We start from the raw sequence: 15,749 nt of genomic DNA on the forward strand, positions 1-15,749 counted from the left end.
TCTCCCCGTGAGTGCGCGCCTCGTTGCGGGAAAAGGTTAGGGCATCCAAGAGATGTTTGGCTGCCGTTTGATGTAACTTTCCGGAAGCGCCCGGTTCAACGGCTTGATCCGTTCCCGCGCAGGGGCAGCACCAGCCGCGTGCCGGTGAGGGGATGGGGGAGGACCTCCACGGGGTGGTCATAGATCTCACTGAGCAACTCGCCGGTCAGCACCGCCTCCGGCGGGCCCGCGGCGGCGAGCCGGCCCCGGTGCAGCACGGCCACCCGGTCGGCGTGCGCGGCGGCCAGGCCCAGGTCGTGCAGCACGACGACCACGGCGGCCCCCGCCGCGGCGCGCTCCCGGCACACGCGCAGCACCGCCTCCTGGTGGCGCAGGTCCAGCGCGGCCGTGGGCTCGTCCAGCAGCAGCGTCCCGGCGCGCTGGGCCAGGACCCGGGCCAGGGCCACGCGGGCGCGTTCGCCGCCGGAGAGGGCGGGGAAGGGGCGGCCGGCGAGGGCCGTTGTCCCGGTCTGGACCATTGCTTCCGCAACGGCCGCGTCGTCCGCCGCCGCGGCGGCCGTTCCCGCCCACGGGGCCCGGCCCATGCGCACCACCTCGGCGGAGGTGAACGGGAAGGAGATGGTGGGGTCTTGTGGAAGCACGGCCCGGCGCCTGGCCAATTCCCGCGCGCCGTGGGCGTGCGCGGGGCGGCCGGCCAGGGTGACCTCGCCCGCCTCGGGCGCCAGGTCCCCGGCCAGGGCGGCGAGCAGGGTGGACTTGCCCGCGCCGTTGGGCCCGGCCAGGGCCAGCACCTCCCCGGCGGCCACCTCCAGGTCCACCCCGTCCAGCACCGCGCGCCCGCCCCGGCGCACGGTCAGCGCGCGGGCCGCCGCGACCACCGCGCCGGGCGCGGGCCACGCCGCCTCCGCGGGCGCCCGCCCGCGCCCCCGCCGCCTCACGCCCAGCCGCCCTGGCGGGCGCGGGTGCGGCGCAGCAGCCAGAAGAAGAACGGGCTGCCCAGCAGCGCGGTCAGCACCCCCAGCGGCAGCTCGGCGGGCTGCGCCAGGGTGCGCGCCGCCAGGTCGGCGGCCACCAGCACCAGCGCGCCCGCCAGCGCGCTGCCCGGCACCAGGAAGCGGTGCCCCGGCCCCGCCGCCATCCGCAGCACGTGCGGCACCAGCAGCCCCACGAACGTGATGACCCCGGCCACCGCCACGGCCGCCGCCGTCAGCAGCGCGACCAGCACGATCAGGACCAGCCGCAGCCGCTCCACGTCCACGCCCAGGTGGCGGGCGGGCCGTTCGCCCAGCGCCAGCAGGTCCAGGCGCCGCGCCCACAGCGGGGCCAGCAGCAGCCCGGCCGCCGCGCAGGGCAGAACGGCCAGGACCCGCGCCCAGGTCGCCTGGGAGAGCGAGCCGAGCTGCCAGAAGGTGATCTGCGTGATCTGGGCGTTGTCCGCGACGAAGACGAACAGGCCGATGAGCGCGCCCGCGAAGGCGTTCACCGCGATGCCGGTCAGGATCAGCGTCACCACCTCGGTCCGCCCGCCCGAGCGGGAGAGGGCGTAGACCAGCAGGGCGGTCCCCAGCCCCGCGCAGAAGGCGAAGGCGGTGACGGTCCAGGAGCCGAGGAAGGAGGCGCCCAGCGCGATGGCCCCCACCGCCCCGGCCGCCGCGCCCGCCGAGATGCCGATCACCCCGGGCTCGGCCAGCGGGTTGCCGAACACGCCCTGCATCAGCGCCCCGGCGCACCCGAGCGAGGCCCCGACCAGCGCGGCCAGGGCGATCCGCGGCAGCCGGACGTCCCACAGCACGCTCTCGCCGACCCGGTCCAGCGGCCGGCCGCCCAGGCCCAGCCGGTGCAGCAGCGAGCCCAGGACGTCGCCGGCCGGGAGGCGGTAGGCGCCGGTCGCGGCGGAGAGCAGCACCAGCGCGACCAGGGCGGCGGCGAGCGCGGCGGTCAGCGCGGCGGCCCGCGCCCGGCGGCGGGGCGCGGGCGGGGCGGCGGGCGCGTCGGCCGTCCCGAGGTCGGCCCCGGCCGAGGGCTCCGCGGCGGGCGGCGCGCTCACGCCGCGCCCCCGTGGATCTGCCGCGCGAGCGAGGCCAGGACGAGGTCGGTGCGCGGGCCGTAGGTCAGCAGCATTCCGTCCTCGATGCTCGCCACCCGCCGCTCGGCCCCGGCCGGGGTCTGTGCGATCCCGGGGATCTCCAGCAGGCCGTCGACGCCGCCCACCGAGTCGAGCCCCCTGCGCATCACCAGGATCACGTCGGGCGCGGCGGCCACCAGGGCCTCGCTGGTCAGCGGCGTGAAGTCGCCCTCAAGACCCGACTCCACGCCCGCGTCCACCCCGCCGGCCGCCTCGATCAGCGAGGTCGCCCCCGACTCGGGCCCGCCCATCAGGTAGACCGAGGCCGTGCCGCGCAGGTAGAGGAACGCCACCCGCGGCCGGTCCCCGGCCTCCGGCAGCCCCGCCCGCACGGCCGCGATCCGCTCCGCGGTGCGGGCGTTCAGCTCCTCGCCCGCGGCTGGCACGCCCAACGCCCCAGCCACGGCCGCGATCCGGCCCTCCACGTCCTCCAGCGCGAGCGCGGGGTCGAAGACGACCAGCGGAACGCCCGCGGCGCGGATCTGGTCCACGGCCTCGGCCGGGCCGGTGGTGGACTCGGCCAGCACCACGTCGGGCCGCAGCGACAGCACGCCCTCGGCGGAGACGTCGTGGCCGCGCGTCACCAGGGGCAGGTCCGCGGCCTGTTCGAAGGTGGCGCTCACGTCCCGGGCCACGACGCGCTCGCCCAGGCCCAGGGTGAAGACGATCTCGGAGAGCGAGCCGGAGAGGGGAACGATGCGGTCCGCCGCGGCGATCCGCACCTCGGCGCCGTCGGCCGAGTGCACCGTCACCGGCAGGCCGGGTTGGGGCGCGGGTCCGGCCAGCGGCTCGACCCGGTCCTCCCGCTGCTGGGCGTTCCCCGCCCCGCCGCCCGTCCCTCCGCCGGAGCCGCTCGCGCCGCCGGTGCCGCCCCCGCCGCAGGCCGTCAGCAGGAGCGCCAGCAGGGAGACGAGGGAGAGGGCAACGACCGGCGCGGGGGCGCGCGTTCCGGTCCGGGGCCTGGGGTGCTGCCGTGTCCGCACGCCGCTTCCCGCCTTTCGTGTGGGACCCCACGGGCCGCCGAGAATTTAGGTTAGCCTAACCTTACTCGCCCGATCCCGAGCGTCAGGAGGGGACCCCCGATGCTGCCCGCAAGGCCGCCCGGAACGCCGCGCCGCGCCCCGCGCCGGGCGTTCCTCCCGGCGCCGCCCCTGGCGTTGCTCCTGGCCTCGCTCCTCGCGCTCTGCCTGCTGCCCGCCCTGTCCGGCACCGCCCACGCGGCCGAACGCACCCTGGCCGGCGGCCGGCTGGACTGGGGCATCCGCTCCTCGTTCCAGACCTACGTCACCGGGCCCATCGCGGGCGGCAGTTGGAGCGTGAGCGGGGGAGCGGCCACGGTCGGGGAGAGCCAGTTCCGCTTCCACACCGCCCGCGGCTCCTACGACCCCGGCTCCGGGGCGCTGACGGCCGGTTACACCGGCGGCGTCCGCTTCACCGGGCACCGGGAGGAGGACGGGACGTACCAGCTCGACCTCACCGTCTCCGACCCCACCGTCCGCGTCGACGGCGCCACCGGCACCCTCCACGCCGACGTGCGCAGCCGCGACCGTTCCTCGGGCCGGGTCACCGAGGCCGCCCAAGTGCCGCTGGCCGACCTGGACTTCAGCGGCGTGGACCTGCGCGGCGGCACCCGGATCGCCGTCACCGGCATCCCCGCCACCCTGACCGCCGAGGGCGCCCGCGCCTTCGCCGGGTACTACCGGGCGGGCGATCCCCTCGACCCGGTCTCCCTCACCGCCGACTCCGAGGACCCCGCGCTCCCGCCGGGCGCCACCGCTGATCCGGACGAGGACGAGGACGAGGGCGGGGACGGCGGTTCGGAGGCCGGGGGCGAGGACGCCACGGACGCGGGCGAGCCGGCGCTCGCCGGCGGCGCCGTGGACTGGGGCGTGCGCCGCACCTTCCGGGAGTACGTCACCGGCCCTGTGGCCGAGGGCGCCTGGGAGCTGTCGGGCGGCGCGCGGGACGGCGGTGCCCTCTTCCGTTTCCCCGCCGGGGAGGGCACCGCCGACCTCGAAGCCGGCACCGCGCGGGCCGCGTTCGAGGGCCGCGTCCACTTCACGGGCAACGGCCTCGACCTCGCGCTCGGCGGCCTGACCGTCACCGTGGCCGAGGGCACCGGAACGCTCGCGGCCGACGTCACCGCGGACGGCGAGGCGCTGGAGGACCGGCCGCTGGTCACCTTCCCGGCCGCCGCGGGCGACCTGGAGCCCGAGGACGGCCTGATCCTGCTTCAGGAGGTGCCCACCGAGCTGACCGAGGAGGGCGCCGAGGCCCTGGCCGGCCTCTACCCACCCGGCACCGCCATGGACCCCCTCACCCTCGCCCTGACCACCTCCGGGGCGGACCTCCCGCCGCTGCCCGACCTGGGCAGCGACCCGGACGGCGCCGCAACGCCCGCGGCGGGCGAAGAGGCAGAGCGCGCAGGCGAGTCGGGGCAGCGCGAGGACGCCGCCCCCGCCGCGGACGGCTCCTCCGGGCCCGGCCCCGCCGTCTGGCTCGCCGGGGGCACGGGCCTGCTCGCCCTGGCCGCCGCCACGTTCCTGATCCTGCGGCGCGCGCGCCGTACCACCACCACCCCTGCTGCTGAGGAGAACGACCGGACATGACCGCCACCCGCGCCGCCCGCGCCCCGAGAACGACCCTCACCCGCCGCCGCGGCCTGCTGCTCGCCGCGGCCACCGCCACCGTGCTTGCCGCCGGGGCGACCGCCCCGGCCGTGGCCGCCGCGCCCGCCGCCCCGGGCACGCCCGCCGTCGCGCTGGGCGAGGGCACCCTGGACTGGGGCGTCAAGGAGTCCTTCCGCCGCTACGTCACCGGGCCCATCGCGGGCGGCAGCGCCACCGCGGCGGACGGTGCGGAGACGAACGAGGACGGCACCTACCGGTTCACCGGGGGCACCGGCACCTACGACACCGCCACCCACGCGGTGCGGGCGGCCTTCGGGGGCAGCGTCCGCTTCGAGGGGCACCACGGCGCGCTCGACCTGCGGCTCTCCGGCCTTGAGGTGATCACCGAGGGCACCTCGGGCAGCCTCGTCGCCGACGTCACGGTCGCGGGCGAGACCACGGAGGACGTGGCGTTCGCCTCCCTCGACCTCACCGGCGTGGCGCCGGGGCGCGGCGAGGGCGGCGCCCTGGTCTTCGCGGGCATCCCGGCGGCGCTGACCGAGGGCGGGGCGGAGGCCTTCGAGTTCAGCGGCAACCCGATGTACCCGGTCGGCACCGAGCTGGACCCGGCGACGCTCACCGTGACCCCGGAGGCGGGCCGCGGGGAGCCCGGAGGGGAAGACCCGGGCGGTGAGGAGCCCGGCGGGGAGAACCCCGGTGGTGAGGAGCCGGGCGGGGAGAACCCGGGCGGGGAGAACCCGGGCGGGGAGAACCCGGGCGGCGAGGAGCCGGGCGGCGAGGAGCCCGGTGGCGAGGACTCCGGTGCCGAGGAGCCGGGCGGCGCCGTGCACGACGGGACGCTGGTCTGGGGCGTCAAGGCGTCCTTCCGCGCCTACGTCACCGGCCCCGTCGCCGCCGGCCGCGTGGAGCTGAGCGACGGCGCGGCCGAGGCCGGGGGCGGCTACCTCTTTCCCGGCGGCTCCGGCGCCTGGGAGGCCGAAGTCCCGTCCCTGGAGGCCGCGTTCGAGGGCGGCGTCCGCTTCACCGGCCACGACGGCGCGCTGGACCTGGCGTTCACCGACCTCGCCGTCGAGATCGACGGCTCCGGCGCCGCGCTGCTGGCCGATGTCTCCTCCCGGGACCGCGAGACCGGCGAGGTCACCGCGTACGAGGACCTGGCCGTCGCCGGGCTGGACGTCCCGGCGGGCGCGCTGGCCCCCGAGAACGACGTCATCGAGCTGTCCGCCGTGCCCGCCACGCTGACCGCCGAGGGCGCCGAGGCATTCGGCGGCTTCTACCAGGAGGGCGAGGCCCTGGACCCGGTCACCGTCGCCGTCACGGTGGACGAGGACGCCGCCCTGCCCGCGCCCGGCGGCCCCGCCCCCCAGGCCGGCGGCCCGGGCGGGCCCGCCCCGGACGCGGGCGGGACCGGCGCCCGGGGCGGCGCCCTGGCCACCACGGGCTCCTCCCTCCCCGGGCCCGCCGCGACCGCCACCACGGCGGCCCTCGCCCTGGCCGGGGCGGCCTCCCTCGTCGCCGCCCGGCGCCTCCGCGCCCGGCACGGGCGGTGACGGACGCGCGGGGCGGGAACCGACCGCCCCGCCCCGCGCGTCAGCGCACGACCCGCCGCGGGGCAACGCGCCCGCCGCGCCGCCGGGTCAGAGCCAGGGGCCGTCCTCGGCCGTCGCCGCCAGCGAGGCCGCGAACGCCTGCACCGGCAGCGCGGCCGGAGGGCGGCCGTACACCGCGAGCGAGACCCGCCGCCGGTCCTCCGGCAGCCGCACCGCCCGCACCCCGGGGTGCCGGTGCGCCCGCAGCGCCAGGCCCGGCAGCAGCCCGACGCCCAGGCCCGCGGCCACCAGCGCCTGCACCGCGACGTAGTCGTCCGTCTCGAAGGTGATCCGCGGCGCGAATCCGGCCCGCTCGCACAGCGCCGTCAGGTGGGTGCGGCACCGCTCGCAGCCGGCGATCCAGTTCTCGCCCGCGTAGGTCTCCAGCGCGGTGGGCGGCCCCTGCCCGGCGCCGTTCCCGGGCGTCACCACGAACATCGGCTCCTGGAGGACGGGCGTGACCGTGGTGTTGCGCCGGTCGCCGGGCACCGGGTCGTCGTGGTCGAAGATCAGCGCGGCGTCCACCTCGGCGTTGCGCAGCGCCGTCAGGGCCTCGGGCGGCTCGGCCTCGGTCAGCGCCAGCTCCACGCCCGGGTGCCCCGCTGCCAGCCGGGCCGCCGCCGGGGGAACGAGCGTGGCCAGCGCCGAGGGGAAGGCCGCCAGCCGCACCCGGCCGGTGCGCAGGCCCGCGTGCTCGGCCAGCTCCGCGCGGGCCGCCTCCACCTGCCCCAGGATCTCCTCGGCCCGCGCCACCAGCAGCCGCCCCGCGTCGGTGAGAACGACCCCGCGCCCGGCCCGCCGCACGAGCACCACGCCGGCCTCGGCCTCCAGGCGCGCCAGGTGATGGCTCACGGAGGGCTGCGCATAGTGCAACGCCTCGGCGGCGGCGGTCACCGACCCCTCCCGGGCCACCGCCACCAGCACCCGCAACCGCGTCAGATCCAGCGCCACGCCCCGAGCCTAGCCGCAGGTCCGGGGGCATTCATAGGCGGCGTCGATGGATGCAGAGAAAACAGGCATTGGATCGATGGGACGCGGTCGTGCGACCGTGCTGGCATGGCCACCGCTCTCGCTCTCGCCGCGCCCACCATCACCGACGCCCTCCGGGCCCGCCGCCTGCTGGCCGGGCACCTGCCGGCCACGCCGGTGTGGTCCTATCCGACGCTGAACGCCGCGGTCGGCGGCGGTACCACCGTGTTCGTCAAGCACGAGAACGCCCAGCCGACGGGCGCGTTCAAGGTGCGGGGCGGGCTGAACCTGCTGGCCGGGATGGACGAGGCCGCCCGCGCCCGCGGGATCGTCGGGTACTCCACGGGCAACCACGCCCAGTCCCTGGCCTACGCCGCCGCCCGGTTCGGCGCTCCCTGCGTCATCGTGATGCCCGCGGCGCCCAACCCGGTGAAGGCGGCGGCCGTCCGGGCCCTGGGAGCGGAGCTGGTGGAGGCCGGGGCCGACCTGGCGGAGGCGGCGGCCGAGGCGGAGCGGATCGCGGCGGTGCGCGGGATGAGGCTGGTCAGCGCGGGCGACGAGCCGGCCCTGATCGCGGGGGTGGCGACGGCCTACCTGGAGCTGTTCGAGCAGCAGCCGGGCCTGGACGCGGTGATCGTCCCCGTCGGCGGGGGCAGCGGGGCCGCCGCGGCCTGCCTGGTGGCCGCGGCCGTCGCGCCGGACTGCGAGGTGGTCGCCGTGCAGGCGGCCGGGGCCCCGGCCGCACACGACTCCTGGGAGGCGGGCGGGGCCCCGGTCTCCCGGCCCATCCGCACCCGCGCCGAGGGCCTGGCCACGGGCTGTTCCTTCGCCCTGCCGCAGTCCCTCATCCGGCGGCGGCTGGCGGAGTTCCTGCTGGTGAGCGACGAGGAGATCGCCCGGGCCCAGTGGCTGATGATGCGCGAGGCGCACACGCTGTGCGAGGGCGCGGGGGCCGCGGCGCTGGCGGGGCTGCTGTCCCGGCCCGGGCGTTTCGCGGGCCGCCGGGTCGCGGTGATGTGCACCGGGGGCAACGCGGGCGAGGCAGAGATCCGCGCGGTGGTGGGCCACTCCTGAGGCGGGCACCCCGCCAGGCCGCGGGAGCGCGACGGCCCTCGCCACGGGCGTTGACCGCGAACGCCCGCGGCGGGCGTTCGCGCCACGGAACCCCGGGCGGGCGCTACCGGCCCGGGGTCCCGCTGTGGGGGGTGCGGTCCGGGAGGACCGCGTCTGACGTCCGGGCGGAAGGCGGCCGGCCGCCACCGGCCCGTGGACAGCCGGCCGCCGTCGGCCCGGACGTCAGAACCAGTCGGGATCCATCTGCGCGGCGGTCAGGTCCCGTGCCATGAGCAGGTCGAACTGCGGCCCGGTGCGGGGCAGTTCGACCCGGAAGAAGTACCGGGCCGCCTGCCGCTTCCCGGCGTGGAAGGCGCTGGTGCCGCCCTGTGCGGCCAGGAGCTGCTCCAGCCAGATCCACGCCAGCACCACGTGGCCCGCCGCCTCCAGGTAGACCGAGGCGTTGGCCAGGGCCTCCTCCGGTGAGCCGCCCGCCCACAGGTGGGCCGTGACCGCGCCCAGCCGCTGGGCCGCGGCCGTCAGCGAGGCGCCGAACTCCGCCGCCTCCCCGCCCGCCGCGTCGGCGCGCCGGGCCGTGGCCGCGATCGTCTCCAGCAGCAGCCTCAGGCCCGCGCCGCCGTTCATCACGGCCTTGCGGCCCAGCAGGTCCAGGCCGTGGATGCCGTGCGTGCCCTCGTGGATGGGGTTGAGCCGGTTGTCGCGGTAGAACTGCTCGACGTCGTACTCGCGGGTGTAGCCGTAGCCGCCGTGTACCTGGATGGCCAGGTCGTTGGCCGCCAGGCACCACTGCGAGGGCCAGCTCTTGACCACCGGGGTCAGCACGTCCAGGAGCAGCCGGGCGCGGGCCCGCTCCTCCTCGGCCGGGGCCGTGCGCTCCTCGTCCAGCAGCCGCGCCGCGTACAGGCACAGGCCCAACGCGCCCTCGACGTACGCCTTCTGGGCCAGCAGCATCCGCCGTACGTCGGCGTGCTCGACGATCGGGACCTGCGGGGAGGCGGGGTCCCGGTCGGTGAGCGGGCGGCCCTGCGGCCGGCCCCGGGCGTAGTCGAGGGCGTGCAGGTAGCCCGTGTACCCCAGCGCCGTGGCGCCCAGGCCCACGCCGGTGCGGGCCTCGTTCATCATGTGGAACATGTACGCCAGGCCCCGGTGCGGCTCGCCCACCAGCTCGCCCCAGGCGCCCTCGCGCTCGCCGAAGTTGAGCAGGGCGTTCGTCGTGCCGCGGTAGCCCATCTTGTGGTTGAGGCCGGCCAGCGAGACGTCGTTGCGCGCGCCGGGCGAACCGTCCTCGTTCAGCAGGTACTTGGGCACGATGAACAGCGAGAGGCCCTTGACGCCGGGCGGGCCGCCGGGGATGCGGGCCAGCACGAGGTGGACGATGTTCTCCGCCAGCTCGTGGTCGCCGCCGGAGATCCACATCTTGCTGCCGAAGAGGCGGTAACGGCCGTCCGGCCGGGGCTCGGCGCGAGTGCGCACGTCCGCCAGGGAGGAGCCGGCCTGCGGCTCGGACAGGCACATCGTGCCGAAGAACCGCCCGGCCACCATCGGGCGCACCCAGGTGTCGATCTGCTCCCGGCTGCCGTGCGCCAGCAGGAGGTTGGCGTTCCCCGTCGTCAGGAAGGGGTAGGCGCAGGTGCCGACGTTGGCGGCCTGGAACCACGCCATGCACGCGCCGGCCACCAGGGAGGGGAGCCGGAGGCCGCCGACCTCCTCGTCCATGGTGGCGCCCAGCAGGCCCGAGCCGGCGAACACCCGCAGGGCCTCGCCCACTTCGGGGATGATGTGCACCCGCTCGCCGTCGAAGCGCGGCTCCTGCGCGTCGTTCTTCTTGTTGTGCGGGGCGAAGTGCCGGGCGGCCATCTCCGCGCTCAGGTCGAGCATGGCGTCGAACGTCTCGCGCCCGTGCTCGGCGTAGCGCGGTCGCTTGGTCAGCGCCTCGGCGTCCAGCCACTCGTAGAGCAGGAAGTCCAGGTCCCGCCGGGACAGCAGCAGGGATTCCGTCATCGCGCGCGCCTCCTTCCCGGTCTCATCCGTCCGCGCCTGTCCGTCCGGCCTTGCCCGCGCCGGCTCAGACCGTGGTGGCCAGGCCGCCGTCGACGGGGATCACCGCGCCGGTGACGTAGGCGCCCGCGCGGCTGGAGAGGTAGACAGCGATCCCGGCCATGTCGTCGGGGCGGCCGATGCGGCCCAGCGGCGCGGCGGCGGCGATCTCCTCGCCGAACGCCTCCAGCGTGGCGGCCATCATCTTGGACTCGAACGGGCCGGGGGCGATGGCGTTGACCGTGATGGCCTGGGGGCCCAGGTCCTTGGCGAGCACCCGGGTGAGGTGGTGCAGGGCCGCCTTGCTGGCCGAGTACGAGTAGGTGGGCAGGCCGGGGACGTGCAGGCCGTCGATGGAGCCGACGTTGATCACGCGGGCCGGGTCCTCCGCGCTGCCCGCCGCGCGCAGCCGGGGGAGGAGGGCGCGGGTGAGCAGGAAGGGGCTGCGCAGGTTGAGCGTCATCACCTTGTCCCAGCCGCTGACCGGGAACTCCTCCAGCGGCGCGCCCCAGGTGGCCCCGGCGTTGTTCACCAGGATGTGCAGGCCGTCCTCGCGCTCGGCGATCTCGGAGGCCAGGCGGTCGACCTCCTCGTCGCGGGAGAGGTCGGCCGGCAGGGAGACGGCCTCGCCCAGCTTGGACAGCTCGGCGGCGGCCTCCTCGCAGGCGGCGGCCTTGCGGGAGGAGAGGTAGACCTTCGCGCCCGCCTCCACCAGGCCCCGCGCGATCATCAGGCCGATGCCGCGCGAACCGCCGGTGACCAGGGCGGTCTTGCCGGCTACCGAGAAGAGGGAGGGCGTCACGGGGGCTCCTGTGAGGGGCTGGGAGTGTCCGGGGCCCTCGGAGGCTACCGAGTCCCCGAGCGCGCCGTCAACACTGCGTCGAGAACATCGACACGCTGTCGACAACGGGGGGTCCCCCGGAGGTAGGGTGACGCCCATGCCCCTCCACCAGCCGCCCGGCGCCGAGCGCGCCGCACCCCGGACCCCGCGGGGCAGGCGCGCGCCCCGGCCGTCCGGCGACGACCGGCAGCTGGCCATCCTGGCGACGGCCGAACGGCTGCTGGAGGGCAGGCAGTTCCACACCATCTCCATCGACGAGCTGGCGCGCGGGGCCGGGATCTCGCGCCCGACGTTCTACTTCTACTTCGCCTCCAAGGAGGCGGTGCTGCTCGCCCTGCTCGACCGGGTCGCGGAGGAGGCGGGCCGGGCCGCCGGGGAGGCGCTGCTCGGGCTGGCCGAGGACCCGCCGGCCCGCTGGCGGGGGGCGCTGGCCGCCTTCTACGACATCTTCCGCGCGCACCGCGCGGTGGTGCTGGCCGTGGTGGAGGCCGGGGCGAGCGCGGGCGGCGCCGAGGTGCGGGGGCTGTGGGCCTCCGTCCTGGGCGGCTGGATCGCGCACACCGCGCGGGCCATCGAGGCCGAGCGCGAGCGGGGGGCCGCCCCGCCCGGGCCGCCGGCCCACGAGCTGGCGGCGGCCCTCAACTCCATGAACGAGCGGGTCTTCTACTCCTCCTTCGCCGACGACGGCCTCGTCCCCAGGGGGACCGACGTCGTCGAGGTCACGCTGCACGTGTGGCTGACGGCCATCTACGGAACGGCCGGCTCCTGAGCGGCCGACGCGGGAACGTCCGGCGCCGGGGCGGCAGGCTAGGGAACGGCCGGCTCCTCGCAGCCCGTGGCCGTGGCCGAGCCGGGGCCGCAGGCGCGGACGTAGAGCAGGCCGCCGCGCGCCGCTGCCGCCGCGCAGCCGCCCCCGTCCTCATGCGAGGCGGGAACGGCCCCGGCCTCCGGCGAGGTCCACACCACCACCTCGGGGGGCGGGGCGCCGTCGCCCGGGACGTTCCCCAGCAGCAGCAGGTCACAGCCCTCCGCGCCCGTGGCGTGCTCGATCCACAGCACGTCGCCGTCCTCGATGTACCGACCGTGCTCGGCCACGTCTCCGATGCACGCCGCCCGCAGCCCGTGCTCGGCCTCGGCGCAGCGCACCGCCAGCGAACAGACGGCACCCGCGGCGGGGCGCATTCCCTCCCGCTGCGGACGCGACAACCTCCCGAACATTCCTGCCTCCCGGACGAGCGGACTGGACGGAGCCGGAGCCGGAGCGCTGCGCGCCGGCCGCGGGCGCGCAACGGCGGCCCGGCGCGTGGGGTCTGGGCCGCGGCACGGCCGGCTTCCCCGTGCCCCCGCGAGGTGGCCGGAACGGCCGCACGGCGGCGGGCGGCAACGGCCCGCAACGACGCGGGTGCCCCGGGTTCGCGCCCCTCATGCCGGGGGCGTACGCCCTTCGTTTCCCGCGCGCCGCGCCGGGCCGCGCCCGCGCGGCCGATAATCGGCCGGTCTTCGCCCCCCGCGCGGCCCGCGCCCGGCGCGCCGGGCGCATGCGCCGGCTCATTGCTCGGTCCTCACTCCCGAAATCCACCCCATACCCCTCCCCTTTCCGGCCCTCCGGGCCATCCCGGCCCGGGGAAGCTCCGTGGCTCCGCCCCCGCATCATGGTCGCCATCCGATCGCCCCGGCGCCAGCGCCGAATCGGTCAGTCGTGCGGTGTTCAACAACTGCAGTCGCAGCAGCAGCAGTCGCACTCACAGCCGCAGTCGCCGCAGTCGCACCAGTCGCGCTTTTTCTTCTCCTTTCTCTCCTTATTGCTCCGCTTCTTCTTCCTTTTCCTCTCTTTGTTCTTACTGTTCGCCTCGTCGCCCGGCTTGGTGAGGTCCACGCGCTCGGCGTTCTCCCCGGCGAAGGCGCGCGTCACGGCGTGGCGCAGCTCCGTCCCCAGCAGGGCGTCCACCAGCCGCCGGTCGGCGAACCGGGCCTTTGCCAGGGCGCGTTCCACGCCCCCCACCGCCTCCTCGCACAGCCGCCACACCTCGGCTAGCGGGGTGCCCGTCGCCGCGATGGCGTTCCACGCCCCTGCCGCCGCGTCCGCCTCCCGGTCCTCCACCGCGTCCAGCAGGTGCGCCACCCGCCCGAACAGCCGCCCCGCCTCGGCCAGGGGCCGGGCGTTGGCCGGGCGGCCTGCCAGGTGGGCGGTCTGGGCGAAGGCGGCGGCCGTGGCCGTCTCCGTCGGCTCGGTCACGTCCGTCAGCGGCGTGCCGGGCCCGGCCAGGGCCTCGACGCCCGCCTGCCGCCCGGCCGCCGCGGTGAGCACCGCGGTGTCGAAGCCGACACCGGCCCCGTGGCGGGCGCCGGCCGCGGCCCAGTCCCGGGCGAGCAGGCGGGCCGCCCCCGCGGCCGGACGCCTGGCCAGCGCCCCGTCCCCGTCCTGGGCGTGGTCCCGGAGCTTGGCCGAGGCCAGCACCAGCGACACCACGGCGGCCAGCCGCGGGCCCTCGCCCCGGGCCACCGGCGCGGTGCGCATCCCCCGCAGCGGGCACGGGCCGGCCGTGCGCCGCGCCCCGGGGCCCGGCGCTGCCTGCGCCTCGTGCAGGACGGAGATCAGCAGCCCGTCGTAGTTCGTCGCGGCCCTGGCCGCCTGCCCCCTGGTGTCCCGCAGCGCCAGGCACAGCCCGCACAGGTGCGCCCGCCACTGCTCCCGCAGCGCCCCCGGCAGCCGGTGCCCGCACGGACGGATGATCCCGAACATCGCGCGTCGCCCCTCCCCGACGTCCCCCCGGACGTCCCTGTCCGGTGGACGCCCGACGGGGCTCTGCGGTTCAGCGGCGGGGAGGTTTCAGCGGCCGAGCGCGAAGATGCCCCAGGCGAAGCCGGGGGCGGTCACCTCCTGCCCGATCAGGGTCACGCCGTCCGCCTCCACCGGCCGTGCCCCGGCGGCCAGTTCGGGCCGGGGCAGGGTGAACGCGGCGGGCTCGCGCCGGGGGTTGACCACCACGAGGTAGCGGTCGCCGCGGACGTACACCAGCGGGTAGCCGGTGTGCAGGACCTCGGTGGCGCCCCGGCTGCCCAGCTCCGGGGTGGCCTTGCGCAGCGCGATCAGCCGCCGCACCAGGTGCAGCAGCGAGCCCGGGTCGGCGCGTTGGGCCGCGACCGTGGGCCGCCCCGGCTCCGGGTCCACGGGCAGGTAGAGCAGCTCGGCGGGCGCGGTGGAGAACCCGGCGTTGGGCCCGTCGTCCCACTGCATCGGGGTGCGCGACCCGGCGCGGTTGTAGGTGCGGCCCAGGGAGCTGCCCTCGTGGTCGGGCAGGCCCGGCAGGAAGCGCATCCCGATCTCGTCGCCGTAGTAGATCGCGGGCAGCGTCGGCCAGGTGAGCTGGAAGGCGAACGCGGCGGGTAGCTGCTCGGCGGTGCGCGGCCCGCAGCACAGCCGGGAGAAGTCGTGGTTGGCCGTGGGCAGCGTGATGTGCCCCCGGCCGCCGAGGACCCCGGCCACCGACTCCCAGGCGGTGACGAAGGTGCCGGCCTCGCCGCCGCCGTCCGCCTCGAAGTAGCAGTGGCGCTGCGTCCAGTGGTCGGCGACCGTGCCGTGGCCGTTGTTCCACAGCGAGCGCAGCGGCAGCCCGTCCGAGGGGCCGCCGAACTGCAGGAAGAAGTCGGAGTGGAAGCCCGCCGGCACCGAGACGGCCGGGTCGCCCCACTCGGCGAAGAGCGCGGCCTCCGGGTGGGTGGAGTCCAGCCAGGCGCGCAGCTCGGCCCACAGGGTGCTGGTCTCGCGCAGGTCAGGGTCGTCCTTCACCAGCGAGTGGGCCATGTCCACGCGGAAGCCCGCCAGGCCCAGGCGCAGCCAGTAGTCCATCACCTCGCGCAGCGCGGCCCGGTTGGCGCGCGGGCCCTCGGCGTCCACCGGCTGGCGCCACGGCTCCTCCGGGTGGGGGCGGGCGTAGCCGAAGTTGAGCGCCGGCTGGGAGTCGAAGAAGTTCGGCAGGTACCCGCCGGGCCGCGTGCCGGGGGAGGGCACGAAGCCCGGCGGCAGCCCCCCGTCCGGGTCGGCCCAGATATAACGCCCGTCGCCGGGGTCGTTCGCCGCCGCGGCGAACCACGGGTGGGCGTCCGAGGTGTGCCCGGCGACCAGGTCGAGCATCACGCGGATGCCGTGGCCGCGGGCTGCCTCCACCAGCGCGGCCAGGTCGTCGGCGGTGCCGTAGCGGGGGGCGACCGACAGGTAGTCGGAGACGTCGTAGCCCGCGTCCCGGAAGGGCGAGGCGAAGCAGGGGTTGAGCCAGACGGTGTTCACGCCCAGCCAGGCGAGGTGGTCCAGGTGCGCCGTGATGCCGGCGAAGTCGCCGATGCCGTCGCCGTTCGAGTCGGCGAAGCTCTGCGGGTAGATCTGGTAGAGCACCGCGTCGGCCAGCCACGCGGGGACGGGGCGGAAGGAGGACATGCGTCGGAACCGCCTTTCTGGTCGGGGGAGCCGGTCGGCCGGGGAGCCG

13 protein-coding genes are annotated in these 15,749 nt (G+C 76.8%); 4 read left to right on the top strand and 9 right to left on the bottom strand.

The features are described from left to right. Positions 1–95 precede the first annotated feature (95 nt). Genes RM780_RS04535 through RM780_RS04545 form a run of 3 tightly spaced genes read right to left on the bottom strand, consistent with a single transcriptional unit; the run spans position 96 to position 3,108 of the window. On the bottom strand, positions 96–938 hold the full coding sequence (locus RM780_RS04535) for a heme ABC transporter ATP-binding protein (RefSeq protein WP_394812880.1): 843 nt from the start codon (positions 936–938) through the stop codon (positions 96–98). After that, positions 935–2,047, bottom strand: a complete 1,113-nt coding sequence (locus tag RM780_RS04540) for a FecCD family ABC transporter permease (RefSeq protein WP_311629148.1) — start codon at positions 2,045–2,047, stop codon at positions 935–937. Before RM780_RS04540 ends, RM780_RS04535 begins: the two co-directional genes overlap by 4 nt. Beyond that, positions 2,044–3,108, bottom strand: a complete 1,065-nt coding sequence (locus tag RM780_RS04545) for a heme/hemin ABC transporter substrate-binding protein (protein WP_311629149.1) — start codon at positions 3,106–3,108, stop codon at positions 2,044–2,046. The genes RM780_RS04540 and RM780_RS04545 overlap by 4 nt, the downstream gene beginning before the upstream one ends. Positions 3,109–3,207: 99 nt before the next feature. On the opposite strand from RM780_RS04545, the gene RM780_RS04550 reads away from it, so the two are divergent. Together RM780_RS04550 and RM780_RS04555 are read left to right on the top strand one after the other, a co-directional pair. After that, complete coding sequence (locus tag RM780_RS04550) at positions 3,208–4,734, top strand: HtaA domain-containing protein (RefSeq protein ID WP_311629150.1); 1,527 nt, start codon at positions 3,208–3,210, stop codon at positions 4,732–4,734. Further along, positions 4,731–6,305 (top strand): HtaA domain-containing protein, encoded by a 1,575-nt coding sequence (locus RM780_RS04555; RefSeq protein ID WP_311629151.1) that lies wholly within the window; start codon positions 4,731–4,733, stop codon positions 6,303–6,305. The genes RM780_RS04550 and RM780_RS04555 overlap by 4 nt, the downstream gene beginning before the upstream one ends. A gap of 87 nt (positions 6,306–6,392) precedes the next feature. Here the strand turns inward: RM780_RS04555 and RM780_RS04560 are convergent, their stop codons facing one another. Then, positions 6,393–7,295: a LysR family transcriptional regulator gene (locus RM780_RS04560; protein ID WP_311629152.1), complete on the bottom strand. Its 903-nt coding sequence runs from the start codon at positions 7,293–7,295 to the stop codon at positions 6,393–6,395. Positions 7,296–7,400: 105 nt separating this feature from the next. Between RM780_RS04560 and RM780_RS04565 the strand changes: the two genes are divergently transcribed. Beyond that, a complete protein-coding gene (locus RM780_RS04565) occupies positions 7,401–8,387 on the top strand; it encodes a threonine ammonia-lyase (protein WP_311629153.1) in 987 nt (328 codons plus the stop codon). 222 nt (positions 8,388–8,609) lie between these two features. Here the strand turns inward: RM780_RS04565 and RM780_RS04570 are convergent, their stop codons facing one another. After that, the gene (locus RM780_RS04570) at positions 8,610–10,388 is read right to left on the bottom strand and encodes an acyl-CoA dehydrogenase (RefSeq protein WP_311629154.1); all 1,779 of its coding nucleotides are present in this window, start codon (positions 10,386–10,388) and stop codon (positions 8,610–8,612) included. Between the two features lie 64 nt (positions 10,389–10,452). Beyond that, positions 10,453–11,226, bottom strand: coding sequence for an SDR family oxidoreductase (locus RM780_RS04575; protein WP_311629155.1), 774 nt, complete (start codon positions 11,224–11,226; stop codon positions 10,453–10,455). Positions 11,227–11,362: 136 nt separating this feature from the next. On the opposite strand from RM780_RS04575, the gene RM780_RS04580 reads away from it, so the two are divergent. Next, the gene (locus RM780_RS04580) at positions 11,363–12,034 is read left to right on the top strand and encodes a TetR/AcrR family transcriptional regulator (protein WP_311629156.1); all 672 of its coding nucleotides are present in this window, start codon (positions 11,363–11,365) and stop codon (positions 12,032–12,034) included. Positions 12,035–12,072: 38 nt separating this feature from the next. On the opposite strand, the gene RM780_RS04585 is transcribed toward RM780_RS04580, so the two are convergent. The 3 genes from RM780_RS04585 to RM780_RS04595 form a co-directional block, all read right to left on the bottom strand. Then, entirely contained in the window at positions 12,073–12,483 is a 411-nt protein-coding gene (locus RM780_RS04585; protein ID WP_311629157.1) for a hypothetical protein, read from the bottom strand. Between the two features lie 490 nt (positions 12,484–12,973). Further along, positions 12,974–14,008, bottom strand: a complete 1,035-nt coding sequence (locus RM780_RS04590; RefSeq protein ID WP_311629158.1) for a DUF5685 family protein — start codon at positions 14,006–14,008, stop codon at positions 12,974–12,976. A gap of 87 nt (positions 14,009–14,095) precedes the next feature. After that, entirely contained in the window at positions 14,096–15,700 is a 1,605-nt protein-coding gene (locus RM780_RS04595) for an alpha-amylase family glycosyl hydrolase (protein ID WP_311629159.1), read from the bottom strand. Between the last annotated feature and the right edge of the window lie 49 nt (positions 15,701–15,749).

The sequence above is a fragment of the Streptomyces boetiae genome, assembly GCF_031845405.1.
Lineage (GTDB): Bacteria > Actinomycetota > Actinomycetes > Streptomycetales > Streptomycetaceae > Streptomyces > Streptomyces boetiae.